The sequence below is a fragment of the Rhizobium cerradonense genome (assembly GCF_030182455.1).
Taxonomy (GTDB): Bacteria; Pseudomonadota; Alphaproteobacteria; order Rhizobiales; family Rhizobiaceae; genus Rhizobium.
Genome location: NZ_JAQJCK010000001.1, coordinates 148,805 through 168,753, shown reverse-complemented (window position 1 = coordinate 168,753; position 19,949 = coordinate 148,805). Strand labels below are relative to the sequence as shown.

The window sequence follows — 19,949 nt, the reverse complement described above, 5'->3', positions numbered from 1 at the left end:
CGTGGCTCATTCGCCACTACAGCTTTGAAACATCGTAAATAAATCGTAATTTCCTCTCTAAATGCCCCATCAGCCTATCCTGGAGCTGATGTCATTCCATGTCGCAAACACCATGAGTGACAGCACCATCGCAAAACCAATTCGGAAAGCGATGTCTTGTGCCCGAGCACCCAATGGTTTTCCCCTCACGGCTTCAATCGCATAGAACATCAAGTGCCCGCCATCAAGTACCGGCACCGGCATCAAATTTAATAACCCAATGGAAACAGAAAGTATGGCGGCGAATTGGAGCACCGCCGAAAAGCCCAGGGTTGCCATTTGGCCGGAAAGCTGAGCCACCCGAATGGGGCCGCCGAGCTGATCCGCCTTCATGTAACCGCCGATGACATTGCCGAGATATTCGAAGGTGCCGGACACGATGCTGCCGGTCTGCCTGACGCCTTCGCCCAGCGCCTGAAACGGGCCATATGCCTCATAACGGAGCTTGAAGGGCTTCTGGCCGTCGGTAATCCCGATGCTGTTGATCTCCATCTCGTTGCCGAAGGCATCCGGCTCTTCGGTCTTCTTCGGAGTGACCTGGACGTCAAGTGTCCCGCCGCTACGCTTGACGGACAACGTCACGGGCTTGTCCTGACGGGACGCCACATAACGCTGCACTTCGCCGATGGAATCGATCACACGCCCGTCCACGGAGAGGATACGGTCGCCAAGCGCGATGCCAGCCTCTTGCGCTGGGCTATCCGGTGCGATTGAAGCGACGAGCGGGTCGATCGGCGAAATGCCGATGCTGCCGACGTCCTTCTTCTTTCCGGAAGCGTCTGTCGCGGTCAATGTTTCCGGCACCATCGGAAAATCGCGCGTCTGGCCGTTGCGTTCGACCGTCAAAACGAGGTTTTTTCCAGCGCGATCGGTGACATAGCGGGCGATATCATAATAGGTCGCGACATTATTGCCGTCGACGGCGATCAGGCGATCGCCCGCCTGCACGCCCGCCTTCGCTGCCGGTCCGCCCGGCTCGATCGCCGTTACCAGCGGATCGACGAGCGCGATGCCGATGCGCCCCATTTCCATCTTGTTGCCGAACTGATCGGTGTCTTCCACGAGTTTCGGCACGATGCGGAAGTCGCGCTTCTGACCGTCGCGTTCGACGGTCAGAACGATATTGCGACCGGGCCGCAGGCCGACATAACGCTGCACCTCGTCGAACGTCGTCACCTTGGTGCCGTCGATCGCGACGAGACGGTCGCCGCGTTCGATCCCCGCTTCAGCGGCGGCACCGCCGCGCATGACCACGGCCACGACCGGATCGGCGACGGTACGACCATAGACGCCGAAGAGAACGGCGAAGATTGCGATGGCGAGAATGAAGTTGGCGATCGGACCTGCCGCGACAGTTGCGGCTCGCTTCCACAGCTTGGCGCCGGCGAAAGACCGGGCGCGCTCCTCTTCCGTCATGGCCGAGAGCTGATCGACATCGGTCTTGCTGGAGGCATCCTCGTCGCCGAAGAAGCGGACATAGCCGCCGAGCGGAATGACCGATAGCTTCCAGCGCGTGCCGTGGCGGTCAGTGAAGCCGGCGACTTCCGGACCGAAGCCAATCGAAAAGGCCATAATACGGATGCCGGACCAGCGCCCGACCAGATAATGACCCATTTCGTGCACGAAGACGAGCAATGACAGAACGAAAACAAACGTGATGACGTTGTTCGTCAAGAAGCCGATGATGCCTGCCACGCTACCCATGCAACGATCCTGTTCGCGTTGATTTCAGACACCGAGCAGAACGCCGCCCAATGACATAGTCTCGCCGCTCATTGTCAGTGATATTACGATAGCCAACAAAAACGCCGCAAAACAAGCAAAAATTAGTCCATCGACCCTGTCCATGACGCCGCCATGGCCGGGAATCAGATGGCTGGAGTCCTTGACGCCGAAGCGGCGCTTGATGAAAGACTCGAATAAATCGCCAATTTGACTGCAGATTGACAAAACCAGCGTAAGCGCAGGAATCCATAAACCATCTGCCGAGAAAAAGCTCCAGACGACCGCTGTTCCGGCCACCACCGCGGCGATGGCGCCGCCGATGGCGCCCGACCAGGTCTTGCCAGGCGATATGCGCGGCGCAAGCTTGGCGCCGCCGATGGCGCGACCGACGAAATAGGCAAAGATATCCGTTGCCCAAACGGTGGCGAAAATGAACAGCATCAGCACGAAGCCGCGCAGATCGTCATCCCGAATCTCGGCAAGGGCGATCGCCGTCAGTCCCGCATAGAATATTCCACCGGGCAACCACCAGCTTTTATGGCGCACGGCAACCATGATCGCCGTCACCGCCACAAAGATGACCAAAACCTCGAGGGAATAGACGGATTCCGCCATCAGCGTCGCGCCGGCTATGAGCACCAGGCCCAGCCAGCCAAGCGCATTGCCCTGCGGATCGCGGCCATGCAGGTCCGTTATCGTCGACCATTCGTAATAGACGAGCAGGCCGATCGCCGCCGCCAGAATACGAAAGCTCAGACCGCCATACCAGGTGGCAGCTAGAACGACTACGGCAAGAACGATGCCGGAAATGATGCGCAGCCTGAGTTCGCGGCTCATCAGGACCCCACGGCCGCCGCTTGTTTGGCGGAAAGACCGCCAAAGCGTCGATCACGCGCAGCGTATTTTTCCAGCGCGGAGAAGAACAGGTCGCGGCTGAAGTCCGGCCAATATTCCGGCATGAACATGAATTCCGAATAGGCGGCCTGCCAGAGCAGGAAATTCGACAGCCGTTCTTCGCCGCTGGTGCGGATGATGAGATCGGGATCGGGAATTCCGGCGGTATCCAGCCGTGCATCGATCAATTCGGGACGGATGTCCTGCGGGCGCAGGCGCCCGGTCTCGACATCCTTGGCGAGGCTGACGAAAGCACGGGTGATCTCATCGCGGGAGCCGTAATTGAAGGCGATTACCAGCGTCAGCGCCGTGTTGTCCTTGGTGGTCTCTTCAGCTTCGATCAACAACGGCAGGATATCGCTGCGCAGATTGTAGCGGTCGCCAATCACGCGGATGCGAACATTCTGGCGATGCAGTTCTGCAAGATCCCGGCGAATGAACGCCTTGAGCAGACCGAGGAGATCGCTCACCTCGGTTTCCGGACGACGCCAATTCTCCGAGGAAAAGGCAAAGAGCGTCAGATATTTTATACCGACATCGCCCGCCGCCCGTACGGTTTCGCGCACAGCCTCCACGCCCTTGCGGTGGCCCATGGTGCGCGGCAGACTGCGCGCGTTGGCCCAACGCCCGTTGCCATCCATAATAATGGCCACGTGATCAGGTATGGCAGAGAACGTGGGAACTGTCATATGGATCCGGTTTCGTTCGGCAGGAAAATGCTCTAGGGCTTCAAATCTAGCGCACCCTCGCCGCTTTCAATATTTCCCCATTGAAAGCGGGATGCTCTAGCGTGCAATCAGACCTGCATGATTTCCTTTTCTTTGTCGGCTAGCAAGCGGTCGATGTCGGAAATCGTATCGTCCGTCATCTTCTGTACACGCTCGGACTGGGCACGGCTTTCGTCCTGACCGATTACACCGTCCTTTTCGGCCTTTTTGAGACCGTCCATGCCATCGCGGCGGACATGGCGAATCGCCACCTTCGCCTTCTCGGCATATTCATGGGCGACCTTGACCAGAGAACGGCGGCGCTCCTCGTTGAGTTCCGGCAACGGAATACGCAGATTTTGGCCATCGACGATCGGGTTGAGGCCGAGATTGGATTCGCGGATCGAGCGCTCGACGGCGCCGACCATCGACTTGTCCCAAACGGAGACGGTCAGCATGCGCGGCTCGGGCACGGTGATGTTGGCAACTTGGTTCAGCGGCATGCGCGAACCATAGGCTTCAACTGTGACCGGATCGAGAATGTTGGCGGACGCGCGCCCGGTGCGCAGCGAGGCGATATCGCTCTTGAATGCCGCGATGGCGCCGTCCATGCGGCGCTTCAGTTCCTTGAGGTCGGTGCCTTCACTCATGTTTTTATACTCCCGTGTAATAGGCGGCGCCGGGAAGGCCCGGTGCCACAGGAACGTCAATTGTCGGATACGATGGTCTTACGACCGCCGCCGGTCAAGATTTCTGCGAAACCGCCCTTTTCATGAATGGAAAAGACGATGATCGGAATTGAATTTTCCCGTGCAAGCGCCACGGCGGCCACATCCATGACGGCGAGGCCCTTTTCCAGCACTTGGCTGTGGGTCAAACGTTCGAAACGCTCGGCGTCCGGGAACTTCTTCGGATCGGCGGAATAGATGCCATCGACCTGCGTTCCCTTGAAGATCGCTTCCGCACCCATTTCGGCGGCACGCAGCGCTGCGGCGGAATCGGTGGTGAAGAAGGGATTGCCGGTGCCGCCAGCAAAGATCACCACGCGGCCGAGCGACAGATGATAGAGCGTCGCACGCTGCGAGAAACTCTCGCAGATCTCCGGCATGGAAATGGCTGAGAGCACCACTGTATCGATATCCAGCTTGCGCAGCGAGGTGGCCAGCGCCAGAGCATTGATGACGGTGCCGAGCATGCCCATGTGGTCGCCGGTCACGCGGTCTCCGCCCTTGGAGGCCACGGCAACGCCACGGAAGATATTGCCGCCGCCGACGACGACGCCGACCTCGACACCCATTTCGCGCGCTGCGGCAATATCGGATGCAATGCGGTCAGCGACGGTAACGTCGATACCGAACCCCTGGCTGCCCATCAGAGCTTCGCCGGAGGCCTTGAGCAATACGCGCTTGTAGATCGGCTGGGACATTGTCGCTCCTTGAAGTGATCGCGGGGTAATAATTGTGAATGCCGGATACACGAAGGGCACCGCGTTGTCACGCGATGCCCACGGGTTTCCCCTGATATGGTTTCACCTATCTGGGATATGGTTTCGTTTCGTCAACAGACGAAATGAATTCGTTGATCAGCCCTTGGCGGCAGCGGCGACTTCGGCAGCGAAGTCGGTCTCTTCCTTCTCGACGCCTTCGCCGAGAAGCAGACGAGCCATGCCGGTGATTTCGATCGGCGCGCCGGCGGTCTTTTCAGCTTCCTTGAGGGCAGCGGCGACGGTCAGGTCCGGATTAATGACGAAAGCCTGCGACAGAAGAGCGACTTCTTCGAAGAACTTGCGCATGCGGCCTTCGACCATCTTTTCGATGATGTTGTCCGGCTTGCCGGAGGCGCGGGACTGCTCGATGAAGACGTTACGTTCGCGTTCGGCGACGGCAGCGTCAACTTCTTCCGGACGGATGGCGAGCGGGTTCGTAGCAGCAATGTGCATGGCAACCTGGCGGCCGATCGACGTCAGAACGGCCTTGTCACCGACCGACTTCAGGGCAACCAGAACGCCCAGCTTGCCGATACCGTCGCCAGCAGCGTTGTGAATGTAGGTCGCCACGACGCCGTGCTCAACTTCCAACTTGACCGCACGACGAAGCGCCATGTTTTCGCCGATGGTTGCGATCGCGTCCTTGATGGTGTCGGCGACCGGCTTGCCGGAGGCGGGATAGGTCGCAGCCGAAACGGCTTCGACAGTGCCGTTGGTGGACAGCGCAACTTCGGCGATGCCGCGAGCAAGATCCTGGAAGGCATCGTTACGGGCAACGAAGTCAGTTTCAGAGTTGAGCTCGACGACGACGGCCTTGTGACCGGCGCCGGCAATGGCGACCAAGCCTTCAGCGGCGGTGCGGCCGGACTTCTTGTCGGCCTTGGAGATGCCCTTGGCGCGCAGCCAGTCGATCGCGGCTTCGATATCCCCGTTCGTCTCGGTCAGCGCCTTCTTGCAGTCCATCATGCCTGCGCCAGACTTTTCGCGCAGTTCTTTCACCAGTGCAGCCGTAATCTCGGTCATAAGCTTCCTCTTGTCGGTTCATACGGTGCGGCAAACGGCTTTAAGCCGAAGCGGCACCGATTTGAGGGACGAAATGTACCCGTAAGTATGACAGCGTTATGAAGCAGCGTCATACTGTGGAATTCTGTTTGGAACATGCCTGGATTTTCCGCCCAGGCGAGGCGTTACCAAAAACGCGATAAGGCCGCTCGAACTCCTTGAAGTCGCAAACGGCCTTATCCCGGATATCAATACGCTCGGGCGGACAAGCTTTTGTCCGCCACAAGACGCGATCAGGCTTCGGTGCCGTCCACCAGAGTCGGCTCGACCGGAGCTTCGACGGAAGCGCCAAGGTCGCGGCCGGATGCGCTCTGCTGGCGGGCGATGCCGTCGATGGCAGCGCGCGAGATCAGGTCGCAGTAGAGAGCGATCGCGCGCGAAGCGTCGTCGTTGCCCGGGATCGGATAGTCGATCAGGTCCGGATCGCAGTTCGAGTCGATGATGGCGACGACCGGAATGCCGAGGCGCTTGGCTTCGTCGATCGCGATCTTTTCCTTGTTGGTGTCGATGATGAACATCAGGTCCGGAGTGCCGCCCATATCGCGGATACCGCCGAGAGCCTTGTCCAGCTTTTCGCGCTCGCGCTCAAGGTTCAGACGTTCCTTCTTGGTGAAGCCCTGGGCTTCGCCGTTGAGGATTTCGTCGAGCTTGCGCAGACGCTGAATGGAATTCGAAATCGTCTTCCAGTTGGTCATCATGCCGCCGAGCCAGCGGGCGTTGACGTAGTACTGAGCCGAGCGCTTGGCGCTGTCGGCGATCAGTTCGGACGCCTGGCGCTTGGTGCCGACGAACAGGACGCGGCCGCCACGGGCAACGGTGTCGCTGACAACCTGCAGAGCGCGGCTCAGCAACGGAACCGTCTGGGCGAGGTCGATGATGTGGATGTTGTTACGATCGCCGAAGATGTACGGCTTCATCTTCGGGTTCCAGCGATGCGTCTGGTGGCCGAAGTGAACACCAGCTTCCAGAAGCTGACGCATAGAAAAATCAGGCAATGCCATGCCTTTGACTCCTTTTCCGGTTGAACCTCCGCAAGGCGAACAGCCTCCTCTTCGAGGAAGCCACCGGGCGGAACGATCCGGATTTCTCCCGGACAATCCCATGCCTTACGTGTGGAATGCGGCTGCCCATACATTCGATTTACCGAGAATGCAAGGCTTACGCAGAAAAAATGCGACAGACCCCTGCCCTCAGCTCGCGACCTTATTGAGCAGCGCCAGCATGACGTTGGCGTCCGGCATGGGCAAGACCGCGTCGATTTCATCCGGCAGCAGGCCCGCAATGGCCTCATGTGCATTTCCGGTCGCCGTGCCCAATGGTCCACGGAAACCGTGCTTGATCCAGGCAAGTTCCTGCAGCTTCGGGCTTGTCAGCGCATCCATCAGCCGGTTGGCGGTCTCGTCGACGACGATCAGAGGATGCGAGGAATAGACGGTCGGATGCGGGTAAAGGACGACGGGCTTTGCCGTCGAGCTCGCTTGAACGCGCTTCCAGCGTTCGGGATCGGCGATGATCCATTCGACCAACTGATTCTCGTAGCCGACGATCATCGGTTCGCCACCAAGGCCGCCGGCCAGATATTGATCGAAAAGCTTGCCGGATGACGGCGACTTGAAGCCCATGTTGCGAAAGATCGTCTGTGCCTTGTCGCCGGACTGTGTGAGATCGGCGGCAGTCGCGACGTTGCCGGCAAATAGGCTCAGCACCAATCCGGCAAACATGAAGCCGGAATTGGAGCGATTCGGATCGGTCGAAACGATACGCGCCTGCCCGTAGAGCGAGGCGACCCCGAGCTTGGACCAGTGCGTTCCCGCAAGGACGGCATCGAGCAATGCCTTCAGATCAAGCTGATGCTGTCCCGCGGGTGTCACGGTAACCAGCCCGGATTTCATCAATCCGTCGACCACCGGCTGCCAGGTGTAGACAACCACCGGCGTATTCAGCACGACACGGTCGTTGCGGATCTTGATGCCGTTCTGCCGGGCCATATCGACCATGATCGAGGAGGATGGCCAGAGGAAAGCGGGGTTCTGCTGCAGAAGCGCCTGCTCGCGCACCATCTCGACGGAGCCGGCCACACGCGTATCTATATCCAGTCCGTAGCCCCGCAGAGCGCCGACGACATCCTCGTCAGCCAGAAACGCTTCCTTCTCTCCGCCGATGAAGCCGAAGAGTTTCGTGCGGTTGCCGAGTAGCCCCTGGAACTCCGGCCGGTCCTTCGCGGCAAAATAGCCGCCGGTGCCGGCGACGCCGGCAGCAAGAAGTCCCACTCCAAAGGCGCGGCGAGAAATGGCCATCAGCGTCCGATATCCTCTTTGAGCGAAGCCTGTATGAGGCGCAGTTCCGTGTCCAACGTGTCGAGCCTGTCGTCGACGAGGCTATCCGAATAGTGCACGAAGGCGTCCTCAAGCTTGGTGAGCACCAGCTCCACATCCTGCAATCGCTTCTGGTCGGGCACGCGTTTGGCCTCGAGGGTGGCGAAACCCTCGGCGACTTCAGCCGCGCGCGGCAGATAGTAACTGAGGAACCGCCGTACGGTGCCGGCGCTTTCCGGGCTCGCCTCCACCTTGGCAAAGACATCTGCGGCGATTTCGGCCAGATGCCGCACGCGCTTTGCCGTCACCTTGTTGGTAATGTGGTCCGCCGAGGCTTCCAGCCTTTGCGCCGCCGGTGCAGCCGCATTCAAGAGATCACGCGCGAAATCGAGACGTCCCCTACCGGTGGCTTTGGCATCCAGACCTTCGAAAAGCCGGCGCGGCGACAGGGTGAAGACAAGACCTGCAAAGACGAGCAGACCGATGACGGCCGCGATCCACAATGGCATCTTCGCAAAGAAGCTCAAGACGGGAACGACGATCGCAGCGGCAAGCCCCGCCACGATCCAATTCCAGTCATTGCCGAACCAGTTACGCATTGCTGTCCTAGTTGTAACCACGCACAGCGCGGAACGCGCTGACGAGATCGCCGCGGCCATCGAATACACGCCCCGATGTCGCCTTGGTCAAGGCATCAAGCTGCGACTTGTCGGCGTCGCCAAAGGTGATGCCGAAGACCGGCACATGCGGGTTGGTTGCCGTCCACTCGCTCAGAAAATCGCGGCTTGCATCCTCGGACTTTCCATCGGTCATGATGACGATCGCCGGCAGATAGGACGACAGATTTGGGGTATCCTTCATGCGATCAAGCGCTCGGCTTGCGCAGGCGTACATATCGGTACCGCCATCGGCATGCTGCAGCGACACCTTCTCGACAAGGCTCTTCTGTTGCGCCGGGTCGCCCGTCGCCAAAAGGGTCGTCCGCACGCGGCTGTCGAAAGGAATGACCATGATGCGATCCGCCGGCGTCCATTGCGCCAGCACCTTGCCAGTTTCATTTGGATTGAACAGAAACTGCATGGCCGCCTGCAATTGCTGTTCGCCCTTGCCTCCCATCGAACCGGAGAAGTCGAGACAAAGAGCCGTCAGCGAAGGCTTACGCAAAGCGCCCTGGTAGAGATCGAGCGCCTGGCGAATCACAGCCGGCTCCGGCATGCGGATCGCCGTTACGAGCCGGGTCGGATCGAAATTCCAATTCGGGTCCGCTTTGGCGGCGACGTCTCCCAACGGAATGCGGCGGCCGGTATCGGCAATACGCTTCTGCACAGGCGCGGAACGCAGATAGGCAACGAGTTCGTTGAAGAAGGTCTCGACCTCAGGACCGCGTCCATGATCGATAAAGCCGATCGGTGAATCCGCAATCGCCACACCGTCGGCCGGATAGATCGCATAGAGCGGCTCCTTGCCCATGCCGACAAGCTTGTCGTTGGTCTCCTTCAGCACCGCCTCGTAATTCCACATGGCATCGTAGAGCACGCCCTTGCCAGCGGAGTCCGTGTAGAGGTCCGCGAGCCAGCCGGAGGACCCGGACGAGCGTTCGACCCCAGCAAGCAACGCCCTGACGGTGCCTTGGAGGTCGGGCTTGTCGAGATCGCCCGGCTCGATGACGGGTTTATTGCCAAGCGCGCTGGAGAGCATAGCCAAATAGGCGCTCGCGCCTGAATTGGACTGGGTTGCCGAGGTCATGAGAAACTTCAGCGAGCCGCTCTTCACTGCCGCCAATATGTCCTTCATGAAGACCGGCTTGCCGATCCAGCCGAGCGCCTGTGCCTTGGATTTGCGCACGCCGAGGATGACCGGTGTCTGCGCAACCGAGGTCAGTGACTTCACGCGGCGTTTGGTGTCGAACATGTCAACCCAGACGCTCGATGCCGGCCAGACCGCGTCCTGCTCGACACCCTCATTGCTTTGCAGCGCAAGGCCGATATCCAGCGTGCCTTCGTAGGTGAAGCTGCAGGTCGCGCTCTTCTGCTTGCAGAATTCTTCGACGATCGGCTGGATGACGGTGTTTTCCGAGCCGGAGACGATCGAAAACTTCGGTCCCGCGCCGGAATTGCAGCCCGTCAGGGCTAGAGCTGCCGTCAGGGCCATGCCGATGAGGAGTGTGCGGATCATCATGCCGCTCATCGCGCCTCGATCATCGCTTTCTTAAGATCGATGGTCATTTTCTCCATCTGCTGCTCGGCTTCGGCGCGCTTCCTGCGGCCTTCTTCCTGCACCTTCAGGACACCGTTGATCGTATCGATCAGGTCACGGTTGGCGGCAGCGAGCGTATCGATATCGACGATACCGCGCTGCGACTGCTGTTCGATGGCAATCGCCTGGTCCTTCATCATCTCGGATGCCTGGCGGATCATATCGTTGGTGGCGTCGGTCACGGTCTTCTGCAGCTCAAGCGCTGATTTCTGCCTCGACAGCCCGAGCAGGATCACCATCTTCTGCTTCCAGGCCGGCACCGTCAGCGCCGACGTCGCCTGCAGGTTCTCGATCAGCGTCTCGTCACCGGCCTGCACGATGCGGATTTGCGGCAATTGCTGAATGCCGAGCTGGCGCGCCTGCTGCAGGTAGAACACCCGCTTCTCCAACCGATCGAGGGCCTGCAAGCTGTCCTGATAGGTCTGAGCCTCCAGCATACCGCCGCCGGGATTGGCGGCCGCAGCGTCGGCGGCACTTTTCAGCTTCGGCAGTTCGACACTGCGAAAACGCTCTGCGAAAGTCTTGCCAGCCTGCACATAGGCGTCGAGCTGCAGGATGGACTGCTTCGTCTCCTCGTGAAGATCGTCGAGAAGTGCGATGTCGCGGCGCAGCGTATCCTTATGCCGGTCGAGCTCGAGGCCAATGCGGTCGATCTGGCCGGCCACATCCTCGAATTCCTCCTTGAAGCGCTCCAGGCGGGCCTTGAACGACGAGAATATTTTGGAAAGAAAGCCCTCATCCTTCAGCGATGCCGGGTCGAGCTTCTTCGACTTGATGATGATATCGGTCAGCAACTTGCCGACTTCGCCGAGATCCCGATTGCGGACCTCGCGGAGAATCCGGTCAGAATAGTCGGAGACAGACTGCTGGGCGCGGTCGCCATAAACAGAAATTCCGGCGCGGTCGGTCAGATCGATGGTGTCGCCGATGCGGGCGATTTCCGCCGGATCGGCGGCAACGACCGGCAAAGTGGTACTTGCGGTCGGGGCGAGATCAGTATTGGCCATAGCTCGTGCTTTCTCGTCTATCAACACGGACCTGGACTACGGAACATCTGCCGATCATTCTTCAATAACCGGCTCGGCCCGCATGGCCCGCTACAATTTCAGATCGGCACTGCGGAACTGAGACTCACTCAAGGGCGTGCCGAATGCTTCCCAGAATAGTGAAGCTTCGGACACAGTTTTATGACGAAGATTTGCCTTGTGGCCTGCGCCTCGCAAAGCCTATTGGCAGGCCTTGGTGTCGAGCACTTCAAGCTTGGAGAGCTTGCCGGTCAGAACGAAATCACCATAGTCCATGGTGAGGTCGCGGGTGATGCCGTTTTCATAGAGCTTGAACGACATGCGATAGACCGGAATGGCGTCGCCCTTGGATTTGTCGTTGAAATAGGCGACGGTAACCGGCCAGAACGGTGTCTTGGCGAAGGCGCCGGCCTTTTCGGCATCGGGGTCATCGGTTGCAGGAGTCGCCTGCTTACCGACGACGGTTGTTGCGATCAACGACTTATCCCCATCATCGGAGCCGTCGAAAACCTCGGCCTCGAAGAAATTCCTGCCCAGCTTGGCATTATGGATGATGTCGAGCATATGCTCTGTCGGAAAGCGGCTCTGGATGAGTTCGATCTGCTTCGCTTTTGGCTGGGTCAGATCGACCTTAATCCCCTTCTGATCGTCGGCCGCCGCGCCGCGCACGTCCTTGTCGAGTTGATCGTCCGTATAGGATTTGGTCTCGAAGCGGAAAGTGCGCTTGACGAGATCCTCGAATGTGGTCGTCTGCTGGTCGCTGACGCGCGTTGAATCACCTGTGTCGATCTGTGTGACGAAACGGAAATTGGTAGTGAAACCGGTGCAATCGGAGCCGTCGAACTCATAGACCATACGGCCGAACATGCCGGCGATGCCCGATCGGTCTGAGGCGTCCTTCAGTTCGAGATCGTAGACGGCGCGATGCGCGATCAACCCAGTCGGACCCGCCGCAGCGGCGGAGGCGCCCAGAGACGCGACGCCTAAACTCGAAACGATAACAGCGGCAAGACTCGAGCGGAACATTCATTATCTCCTGTTGGACTCGCACGCGATGCTATAAGAACGCTTCGGCTAGAGTGAGGCGGCCCGTCATCAATTCGTCATCTCGCTCTGCCTTTTGATTTGGCGTTATCTCGTCCAAGATCGCCTCGCGCCCGGCAAAGGGAATCTAAGCTTGATGCCGGATTTTTGAAGATTTTACAACAAAACGGGAGATGAAAATGTCCGACGCTATCGAGAGCCGTCTGAAGGAGCTTGGCATCGTCCTGCCTCAGGCCGCTGCGCCGGCCGCAAACTATGTACCCTATGTCATCAGCGGCAATCTTCTTTATTTGTCCGGGCAGTTGCCGATGGAAAACGGCAAGCTCGGCGTCACCGGCCTTCTCGGCAAGGATGTCGACGTTGCCGGCGGCCAACGCGCCGCCGAGCTTTGCGCCATCAATATCCTCGCCCAGGCGAAGGCGGCCTTGGATGGCGATCTCGGCCGCATCAAGCGCATCATCAAGCTGAACGGTTTCGTCGCTTCAGTACCCGAATTCGTCGAACAACATCTTGTGATCAACGGCGCCTCCAATCTTCTGGCAAATGTACTTGGCGATGCTGGCAAGCATGCGCGCGCTGCGGTCGGCATGGCAGCACTGCCGCTGAATGCCGCCGTCGAAATCGATGCCATCATGGAAATTGCATAATGAACAAGATTGCCTGGCTTACCGAACGTCCTGTCGCCCATCGCGGCTATCACGACATGAACAAGCAGGTTTGGGAAAACACGCTGTCGGCCTTTGGCCGGGCAATCGAGGCGGTTTTTTCCATTGAATGCGATCTGCACTATGCAGCCGACGGCGTTCCTGTCGTCTTTCATGACGACGACCTGCAGCGCGTCTGCAATCTCCCCGGCCAGCTTCGCGACCGTACCTCTGCCGAACTCGGCCTGCTTTCGGTCGGCGGCACCAACGACAAGATCCCGACGCTGAAACAGCTCCTCAGGCTCTGCGACGGCAAGGTGCCTTTGGTGCTGGAGCTTAAGGGCCGCGAAGGCGACGATGAGGGCTTTGCGGAATCCGTGCTGGAAGTGCTTGAAGGCTATAAAGGCCCTGTCGCGCTGATGAGCTTCGACCATTGGCTGCTCAAGGATCTGAAGGCGCTCAACGCACCCTACCCTGTCGGCCTGACGGCGGATGGAAACGAGCCCGAGACATTTTTTAAGCATGACGAAGCCATGCAGCTTGGGCTAGACTTCATCTCATATTTCTATGGCCACCTGCCGAACCCCTTCATCACGGCGCAGCGCCAGCGCGGCATCCCGGTCATCACCTGGACCGTGCGCGACGAAGCGGCCCGTAAACACACATTCGCCAACGCAGACCAAATGACCTTCGAAGGGTTCGACCCAAGGGAGAGCCCTGCCCTTTCTTCGTAACAGACGAATTTGATGACAGACGAATTATCCATTCGAGTCGAGCGTTCCTTCAAAAACATTGCTCCGGAGGGCTGGTCCAAGCTCGCCGGGGCATCGAGAGCGGGTACGGTGCTGCCGTATAATCCGTTTGTCTCGCATGCTTTTCTGTCCTCACTGGAGGAGTCAGGCTCCGCCACTGATAAAACCGGCTGGCTCGGCAATCACCTGCTGCTCGAAACCGATAGCGGCGAGTTGATCGGCGCCGTGCCCGGCTACCTCAAGAATCACAGCCAGGGTGAATATGTCTTCGATCACGGCTGGGCTGATGCCTTTGAGCGCGCGGGCGGTCGTTATTACCCGAAGCTGCAGTGCTCCATTCCCTTCACGCCGGCAACCGGTCCGCGCCTGCTTGTTGCCGAGGGGCAGGATCGCACTGTGATCCAGCCGGCACTCGCCGAAAGCCTGAAGGAGGTAACCCGGCAGCTTGGCGTTTCCTCCGCCCACATTACCTTCCTGCCGGAAGAAGAGATTTCCGTCTTCGAAGGCGATGGCTATCTGCATCGTACCGACCAGCAGTTCCACTTCATCAACGATGGCTATGCCGATCACGACGCCTTCCTGGAAACGCTGGCGTCGCGCAAGCGCAAGGCGCTGAAAAAGGAGCGTCGCACCGCCCTTGAAGGCGGCATCAGCATCGAGTGGCTGACCGGCAGCGATCTCACCGAGCGGATCTGGGACCAGTTCTTCACTTTCTATATGGATACCGGCAGCCGCAAATGGGGCCGGCCCTATCTCACCCGCAAGTTCTACTCGCTGATCGGCGAGCGGATGGCCGACGATATCCTGCTGGTGATGGCCAAACGCGAGGGCCGCTATATCGCCGGGGCGATCAATTTCATCGGCGGCGAAACGCTCTATGGGCGGCATTGGGGCTGCATCGAAGATCATCCCTTCCTGCACTTTGAAGTCTGCTATCATCAGGCGATCGATTTCGCGCTGGCTAAGGGGCTGAAGCGCGTCGAAGCCGGCGCACAGGGCGAACACAAGCTCGCCCGCGGCTATCTGCCGGTCATTACGCATTCGGCGCATTATATCGGCCATCAGGGCTTGCGCCGCGCGGTTGCCGACTATCTCAAGCACGAGCGCGAGCAAGTGGAGGAGATGAGTGAAATTCTGGCCGAGCACAGCCCCTTCCGCAAAGGCGAGCGGCAAGATATCTAGCTGCTCTGGACAATTGTAATCGGAAGACGAGGAGACCCTGGATGACCAGCCCCGCCTATGACGCCAACAATATTTTCGCGAAGATCCTGAAAGACGAGATCCCGTCCTATCGTGTCTACGAGGATGAACACACGGTCGCCTTTATGGATGTCATGCCACAGGCGCCCGGCCATACGCTGGTGCTGCCGAAGTCCCCTTCGCGCAATCTTCTCGACGCCGATCCGAGCACCCTGCCTCATCTGATAACCACGGTCCAGAAAGTCGCCATCGCGATTCAGGAGGCTTTCGATGCGGATGGCGTCTATATCGCCCAGTTCAACGAGCCGGCCGCCGGTCAGACGGTGTTCCACCTGCATTTCCACATCATCCCGCGCCATGAGGGCATCGCCCTGAAGCCGCATTCGGGCAAAATGGAAGATGGTGCGGTTCTAGCGGAGAATGCCAAGAAGATCATCGAACTCCTGCACTGATCGAAAGGCGCCGATCTTCTTAAATCTTTTTATGAGATATAGTTTATAAACATATGAAAATGGCTGCATTGTCGCCAATGCAGCCATTCTATTTTTTCGGTCGACCAATCGCCGGTTACTTGCGCGGCACCTTCGGCACCGTGCTGCCCTTGCGCAACGACTTGTTATCCGACTCGCCATCGCTGGCAGAGGACGGCGTCTTCGGCGAGCGGCGAGCGTCGGAAGCGCTGCCAGCCTTGCCGACGCGGCTTCTGGTCTTGACGGTGTCTCCGTCATCCTCTTCCACATCGACCACGGAGTCGACCACTTCGGCTTCCGGCTTCGGCCGGATCGGCGCGGTATCTGCGATGGAGTCGAGCAGGATGCCGGTCGTACCGTCTTCCTTCTTACCGACGGTGACCTTGACGACGCCGCCCTTCTTCAGCTTGCCGAAGAGGATTTCGTTCGCCAGCGGCTTCTTGATGTGTTCCTGGATGACGCGTGCCAGCGGGCGGGCACCCATCTTGTCGTCGTAACCCTTCTCGGACAGCCAGGCGATCGCGTCCTCGTGCAGATCGAAGGTAACGTTCCGTTCGGAAAGCTGAGCCTCGAGCTGCATGATGAACTTCTGCACGACCTTGTGGATGACCGTGGTCGGCAGCGCTGCAAACGGAATGGTCGCATCCAGACGGTTGCGGAATTCCGGGGTGAAGAGCCGGTTGAGAGCCTCTTCATCCTCGCCCGTACGCTTGGACGAACCGAAACCGATGGCGGACTTGGCCATTTCCGATGCGCCCGCATTGGTCGTCATGATCAGGATGACGTTGCGGAAGTCGATCTTCTTGCCATTGTGGTCGGTCAGCGCGCCATGGTCCATGACCTGCAGCAGGATATTGAAAATATCCGGATGCGCCTTCTCGATTTCGTCGAGCAGGACGACGCTGTGAGGATGCTGGTCGACGCCGTCGGTCAGCAGACCACCCTGATCAAAGCCGACATAGCCGGGAGGTGCGCCGAGCAGACGGGAAACCGTGTGACGCTCCATATATTCCGACATGTCGAAGCGCAGCAGCTCGACGCCGAGCGAGGAAGCAAGCTGCTTGGCGACTTCCGTCTTGCCGACACCGGTGGGGCCAGAGAAGACGTAGCAGCCGATCGGCTTGTTCGGTTCGCGCAAGCCGGCACGGGCGAGCTTGATCGAGGTCGAAAGCGCTTCGATTGCCGTATCCTGACCGTAGACGACCGAACGCAGTTCCTGCTCGAGGTTGGCGAGAACCATCTCGTCATCCTTTGAAACCGTCTTCGGCGGAATGCGGGCCATGGTCGCGATCGTCGCTTCGATCTCCTTTTCGGTGATCAGCTTGCGGCGCTTCGACGGCGGCAGCAGCATTTGCGCAGCACCCGTTTCGTCGATCACGTCGATCGCCTTGTCCGGCAGCTTGCGGTCGGAGATATAGCGAGCCGACAGCTCGACCGCCGTCTTGATGGCGTCGTTCGAGTAGCGAAGGTGATGATACTCTTCGAAATAGGGCTTCAGGCCCTTCATGATTTCGATAGCATCCTCAATGGTCGGCTCGTTGACGTCGATCTTCTGGAAGCGGCGGACGAGTGCCCGGTCCTTTTCGAAGAACTGACGGTATTCCTTATAGGTGGTCGAACCGATGCAGCGGATCGCACCGGAAGACAGGGCCGGCTTCAGCAGGTTCGATGCATCCATAGCGCCGCCGGAGGTAGCACCGGCGCCGATGACGGTATGGATCTCATCGATGAACAGCACGGCGCCCGGATATTCTTCCAGCTCCTTGACCACCTGCTTCAGGCGCTCTTCGAAGTCACCGCGATAGCGGGTACCGGCAAGCAACGTGCCCATGTCGAGCGAGAAGATGGTGGCGTCGGCCAAAGCTTCGGGCACCTTGCCCTCGACAATCCGCTTGGCAAGACCTTCGGCGATGGCGGTCTTGCCGACGCCGGGGTCGCCGACGTAGAGCGGGTTGTTCTTCGAACGGCGGCACAGCACCTGGATGGTGCGGCTGACTTCGGAGTTGCGGCCGATCAGCGGGTCGATCTTGCCGCTTTTCGCCTTCTCGTTGAGATTGACGCAATAGGCCTTCAGAGCATCCTGCTGCTTCTTGTTGTTACCTTCCTCCTGCTCGCCGCGGGAGGTCGGCTTGCTTTCGGATTCGGTATCCTCGGCGCCGCGCGGTGTCCGGGTCTGGGAGGACCCCGGCCGCTTGCCGATGCCGTGGGAGATGTAGTTGACCGCATCGTAGCGGGTCATTTCCTGCTCCTGCAGGAAGAAGGCCGCATGGCTTTCCCGTTCCGCAAAGATCGCGACGAGAACGTTGGCACCCGTTACTTCCTCGCGGCCCGAGGATTGAACATGGATGACGGCGCGCTGGATGACGCGCTGGAAACCGGACGTCGGCTTCGAATCCTCGTCATAACCGGTGATCAAATTTGAAAGTTCATTATCGACGTATTCAGTCAGCGTCTTACGGAGCGCGTCGAGATCAACATTGCACGCGCCCATGACAGCCGCGGCATCGGCGTCGTCCACCAAAGCCAAAAGCAGATGTTCCAGCGTGGCATATTCGTGATGCCGCTCGTTCGCGTAGGTCAGTGCCTGATGCAGCGCCTTCTCAAGACTAGGCGAAAATGTTGGCACGTTCAGATCCTCACTTCTTTTCCATAACACATTGCAGCGGATGCTGGTGCTGCCGGGCAAAATCCATCACCTGGCTCACCTTCGTTTCAGCTACTTCATATGTATATATCCCGCATTCGCCGACGCCGTGATTGTGGACATGAAGCATGATGCGGGTGGCACTCTCTCGATCCTTTTGGAAGAAACGCTCCAGGATATGGATCACAAATTCCATGGGCGTGTAGTCGTCGTTCAGAAGCAGCACGCGGTACAGGTTGGGTTTCTTGGTTTTGGGCTTGGTGCGCGTGATCACCGAGGTCCCGCGATTTCCGTTGTCCCCGTTCCTTTCGCTGTCGTTTTGCATCCGGATCGGCTCAGCGATCATTTCATTCATTCCTCAAATCATCCGGCAGAAGCTATCGCATTCCGACTTGGCAAACTGGATTGGGTAACTGACTCTGTCGGGCCGGATATCCGAACCCCTAACTTAGTTCATATTGGTGCGATTTTAAGCCCCCTACCGGACACTGCAATCAGAATTCGTTGCCAAAGTGGGTCATGATCAAAAAAGTCGCGGCGACGATCGGGCCAAGATCGGAAATCGGCAACGCAAAAGACCGGCCGCGGGTTGCGCAGCCGGTCTTTCGTAAATTCACTGTGCTTAAGCGAGGTGCTTATGCAGCAGGTGCAACCGAAGCGGGGGTTTTGCCGGCAGCCTTGGTGGCGGCGGCAACCGGAGCTTCGTACGGCTTGTACACGGTCTTGGCGAGATCGGCGTACATTTCGCCCAGCTTGGTCGCTTCGGCAACGAAGTTTTCATAGGAAGACTTTACGAAGCCGGTCTGCAGTTCGAAAGCAGCCTCGAAGCTCTTGACGCCGGCCAGCGTTTCGAAATGCGCAACGCCGTCCTGGAAGGACTTCTTGGAGTATTCGGCGGCTTCAGCAGCAATCGCCTGGAAACCCTTGGTGACATCGGAATAGCTCTTCAGCGCCGTGTCCATGGCTTCCTTGCCCTTCTTGTTCGCTTCATCGAAATTGAACATACTTCTCCGTCCCTTTGTTGGTTTGGCCGACGGCCGGGTTACGGGAAAAAATCTAAATGCGACGCACAAATAGTCAAGTAGTCTTGTGCGGCGCAATATCGACTCAAGATTGCATTTCCAATGACAAAGCAATGACCGTAGGAGCGCGTGGAAGGCATCCTTCTGTTTTTGCTAATATATATCAAACGAGCTACAACTTAAGGCTTAGGCAGAAATATTCGATTTCGATGAAAAAAAGAATTTCGGCAGGCAATCGACTAAATTCGATCGCAAATGAGTAGCGTTTAGCCTACTGCAGGGTGATTTTTCAAAAAAAGAACCGCATTTCAGTGAAATGCGGTTCTCTGATACCAGCTTTGTTGGAAACCGCGGGATCGACCAGAGGTCGAGCGCGCCAAACGGCCACGCTGTCGATTAGAGATCGACGTCCAGGATGGCCATGGAAAAATTGTAGGAACGGTCGCCGTCTTCGTCGTCGATGTAGACAACGCCCAAGAACTCTTCGCCAAGATAGACTTCTGCGGAATCGTTCTTGCGCGGGCGGGCTTTGACCACCATCTGCGGATTGAACGTGCGTTTGAAGTAGGTGTCGAGCTTCTTGATTTCGTCAGGCTTCACAATTCATCTCCGTGAGGATTCTCAGCTTGGCCGCTTCTTGCATAGGAAAAGCGGCGGTGTAAAG

20 protein-coding genes are annotated in these 19,949 nt (G+C 58.5%); 4 read left to right on the top strand and 16 right to left on the bottom strand.

Going from position 1 to position 19,949, the window contains the following annotated elements; all coding sequences use genetic code 11:
* Positions 1-69: 69 nt before the first annotated feature.
* From rseP to PH547_RS00850, 12 genes are all read right to left on the bottom strand, one after another.
* Entirely contained in the window at positions 70-1,743 is a 1,674-nt protein-coding gene (gene rseP / locus PH547_RS00905; RefSeq protein WP_104822983.1) for an RIP metalloprotease RseP, read from the bottom strand.
* Positions 1,744-1,767: 24 nt separating this feature from the next.
* The gene (locus tag PH547_RS00900; RefSeq protein ID WP_104822982.1) at positions 1,768-2,601 is read right to left on the bottom strand and encodes a phosphatidate cytidylyltransferase; all 834 of its coding nucleotides are present in this window, start codon (positions 2,599-2,601) and stop codon (positions 1,768-1,770) included.
* Positions 2,601-3,347, bottom strand: a complete 747-nt coding sequence (locus tag PH547_RS00895) for an isoprenyl transferase (protein ID WP_104822981.1) — start codon at positions 3,345-3,347, stop codon at positions 2,601-2,603. The genes PH547_RS00900 and PH547_RS00895 overlap by 1 nt, the downstream gene beginning before the upstream one ends.
* 107 nt (positions 3,348-3,454) lie before the next feature.
* Positions 3,455-4,015, bottom strand: coding sequence for a ribosome recycling factor (gene frr, locus PH547_RS00890; RefSeq protein WP_028755025.1), 561 nt, complete (start codon positions 4,013-4,015; stop codon positions 3,455-3,457).
* A gap of 56 nt (positions 4,016-4,071) precedes the next feature.
* Complete coding sequence (gene pyrH / locus PH547_RS00885; RefSeq protein WP_285167249.1) at positions 4,072-4,791, bottom strand: UMP kinase; 720 nt, start codon at positions 4,789-4,791, stop codon at positions 4,072-4,074.
* 156 nt (positions 4,792-4,947) lie between these two features.
* Entirely contained in the window at positions 4,948-5,874 is a 927-nt protein-coding gene (gene tsf / locus PH547_RS00880) for a translation elongation factor Ts (protein WP_104822979.1), read from the bottom strand.
* 272 nt (positions 5,875-6,146) lie between these two features.
* Positions 6,147-6,914: a 30S ribosomal protein S2 gene (gene rpsB, locus PH547_RS00875; RefSeq protein WP_104822978.1), complete on the bottom strand. Its 768-nt coding sequence runs from the start codon at positions 6,912-6,914 to the stop codon at positions 6,147-6,149.
* A gap of 189 nt (positions 6,915-7,103) precedes the next feature.
* Positions 7,104-8,210, bottom strand: coding sequence for a substrate-binding domain-containing protein (locus PH547_RS00870; protein WP_285167246.1), 1,107 nt, complete (start codon positions 8,208-8,210; stop codon positions 7,104-7,106).
* Positions 8,210-8,827, bottom strand: a complete 618-nt coding sequence (locus tag PH547_RS00865; protein ID WP_285167244.1) for a 5-bromo-4-chloroindolyl phosphate hydrolysis family protein — start codon at positions 8,825-8,827, stop codon at positions 8,210-8,212. Before PH547_RS00865 ends, PH547_RS00870 begins: the two co-directional genes overlap by 1 nt.
* Before the next feature lie 7 nt (positions 8,828-8,834).
* Positions 8,835-10,406, bottom strand: coding sequence for a substrate-binding domain-containing protein (locus tag PH547_RS00860; RefSeq protein ID WP_285167488.1), 1,572 nt, complete (start codon positions 10,404-10,406; stop codon positions 8,835-8,837).
* A 5-nt stretch (positions 10,407-10,411) separates the two neighbouring features.
* Positions 10,412-11,491, bottom strand: a complete 1,080-nt coding sequence (locus PH547_RS00855; RefSeq protein ID WP_285167242.1) for a toxic anion resistance protein — start codon at positions 11,489-11,491, stop codon at positions 10,412-10,414.
* Between the two features lie 219 nt (positions 11,492-11,710).
* Positions 11,711-12,535: a cell envelope integrity EipB family protein gene (locus PH547_RS00850; RefSeq protein WP_285167241.1), complete on the bottom strand. Its 825-nt coding sequence runs from the start codon at positions 12,533-12,535 to the stop codon at positions 11,711-11,713.
* A gap of 197 nt (positions 12,536-12,732) precedes the next feature.
* On the opposite strand from PH547_RS00850, the gene PH547_RS00845 reads away from it, so the two are divergent.
* Genes PH547_RS00845 through PH547_RS00830 form a run of 4 tightly spaced genes read left to right on the top strand, consistent with a single transcriptional unit; the run spans position 12,733 to position 15,601 of the window.
* A complete protein-coding gene (locus PH547_RS00845) occupies positions 12,733-13,200 on the top strand; it encodes a RidA family protein (protein ID WP_104822973.1) in 468 nt (155 codons plus the stop codon).
* Positions 13,200-13,931, top strand: coding sequence for a glycerophosphodiester phosphodiesterase (locus PH547_RS00840; RefSeq protein ID WP_285167238.1), 732 nt, complete (start codon positions 13,200-13,202; stop codon positions 13,929-13,931). Before PH547_RS00845 ends, PH547_RS00840 begins: the two co-directional genes overlap by 1 nt.
* Before the next feature lie 12 nt (positions 13,932-13,943).
* Positions 13,944-15,131: a GNAT family N-acetyltransferase gene (locus PH547_RS00835; protein ID WP_104822971.1), complete on the top strand. Its 1,188-nt coding sequence runs from the start codon at positions 13,944-13,946 to the stop codon at positions 15,129-15,131.
* Positions 15,132-15,172: 41 nt separating this feature from the next.
* On the top strand, positions 15,173-15,601 hold the full coding sequence (locus tag PH547_RS00830; protein ID WP_104822970.1) for an HIT family protein: 429 nt from the start codon (positions 15,173-15,175) through the stop codon (positions 15,599-15,601).
* Positions 15,602-15,716: 115 nt separating this feature from the next.
* Here PH547_RS00830 and clpA read toward each other — a convergent pair whose 3' ends face one another.
* The 4 genes from clpA to PH547_RS00810 form a co-directional block, all read right to left on the bottom strand.
* On the bottom strand, positions 15,717-18,245 hold the full coding sequence (gene clpA, locus PH547_RS00825; RefSeq protein WP_104822969.1) for an ATP-dependent Clp protease ATP-binding subunit ClpA: 2,529 nt from the start codon (positions 18,243-18,245) through the stop codon (positions 15,717-15,719).
* Between the two features lie 10 nt (positions 18,246-18,255).
* The gene (gene clpS / locus PH547_RS00820) at positions 18,256-18,609 is read right to left on the bottom strand and encodes an ATP-dependent Clp protease adapter ClpS (protein ID WP_028755011.1); all 354 of its coding nucleotides are present in this window, start codon (positions 18,607-18,609) and stop codon (positions 18,256-18,258) included.
* A gap of 289 nt (positions 18,610-18,898) precedes the next feature.
* On the bottom strand, positions 18,899-19,267 hold the full coding sequence (locus tag PH547_RS00815; protein WP_104822968.1) for a phasin family protein: 369 nt from the start codon (positions 19,265-19,267) through the stop codon (positions 18,899-18,901).
* A gap of 414 nt (positions 19,268-19,681) precedes the next feature.
* Complete coding sequence (locus PH547_RS00810) at positions 19,682-19,885, bottom strand: DUF3126 family protein (protein ID WP_104822967.1); 204 nt, start codon at positions 19,883-19,885, stop codon at positions 19,682-19,684.
* Positions 19,886-19,949 lie beyond the last annotated feature (64 nt).

Bases quoted from the DNA above. Each gene is read 5' to 3' on its own strand.
- PH547_RS00840 (WP_285167238.1), top strand. From the start codon at position 13,200: ATGAACAAGATTGCCTGGCTTACCGAACGTCCTGTCGCCCATCGCGGC.
- PH547_RS00845 (WP_104822973.1), top strand. From the start codon at position 12,733: ATGTCCGACGCTATCGAGAGCCGTCTGAAGGAGCTTGGCATCGTCCTG.
- pyrH (WP_285167249.1), bottom strand. From the start codon at position 4,791: ATGTCCCAGCCGATCTACAAGCGCGTATTGCTCAAGGCCTCCGGCGAA.
- PH547_RS00900 (WP_104822982.1), bottom strand. From the start codon at position 2,601: ATGAGCCGCGAACTCAGGCTGCGCATCATTTCCGGCATCGTTCTTGCC.
- PH547_RS00850 (WP_285167241.1), bottom strand. From the start codon at position 12,535: ATGTTCCGCTCGAGTCTTGCCGCTGTTATCGTTTCGAGTTTAGGCGTC.
- PH547_RS00830 (WP_104822970.1), top strand. From the start codon at position 15,173: ATGACCAGCCCCGCCTATGACGCCAACAATATTTTCGCGAAGATCCTG.
- rpsB (WP_104822978.1), bottom strand. From the start codon at position 6,914: ATGGCATTGCCTGATTTTTCTATGCGTCAGCTTCTGGAAGCTGGTGTT.
- PH547_RS00860 (WP_285167488.1), bottom strand. From the start codon at position 10,406: ATGATGATCCGCACACTCCTCATCGGCATGGCCCTGACGGCAGCTCTA.
- PH547_RS00870 (WP_285167246.1), bottom strand. From the start codon at position 8,210: ATGGCCATTTCTCGCCGCGCCTTTGGAGTGGGACTTCTTGCTGCCGGC.
- PH547_RS00835 (WP_104822971.1), top strand. From the start codon at position 13,944: ATGACAGACGAATTATCCATTCGAGTCGAGCGTTCCTTCAAAAACATT.
- PH547_RS00865 (WP_285167244.1), bottom strand. From the start codon at position 8,827: ATGCGTAACTGGTTCGGCAATGACTGGAATTGGATCGTGGCGGGGCTT.
- tsf (WP_104822979.1), bottom strand. From the start codon at position 5,874: ATGACCGAGATTACGGCTGCACTGGTGAAAGAACTGCGCGAAAAGTCT.
- rseP (WP_104822983.1), bottom strand. From the start codon at position 1,743: ATGGGTAGCGTGGCAGGCATCATCGGCTTCTTGACGAACAACGTCATC.
- frr (WP_028755025.1), bottom strand. From the start codon at position 4,015: ATGAGTGAAGGCACCGACCTCAAGGAACTGAAGCGCCGCATGGACGGC.
- PH547_RS00895 (WP_104822981.1), bottom strand. From the start codon at position 3,347: ATGACAGTTCCCACGTTCTCTGCCATACCTGATCACGTGGCCATTATT.
- clpS (WP_028755011.1), bottom strand. From the start codon at position 18,609: ATGATCGCTGAGCCGATCCGGATGCAAAACGACAGCGAAAGGAACGGG.
- PH547_RS00815 (WP_104822968.1), bottom strand. From the start codon at position 19,267: ATGTTCAATTTCGATGAAGCGAACAAGAAGGGCAAGGAAGCCATGGAC.
- PH547_RS00855 (WP_285167242.1), bottom strand. From the start codon at position 11,491: ATGGCCAATACTGATCTCGCCCCGACCGCAAGTACCACTTTGCCGGTC.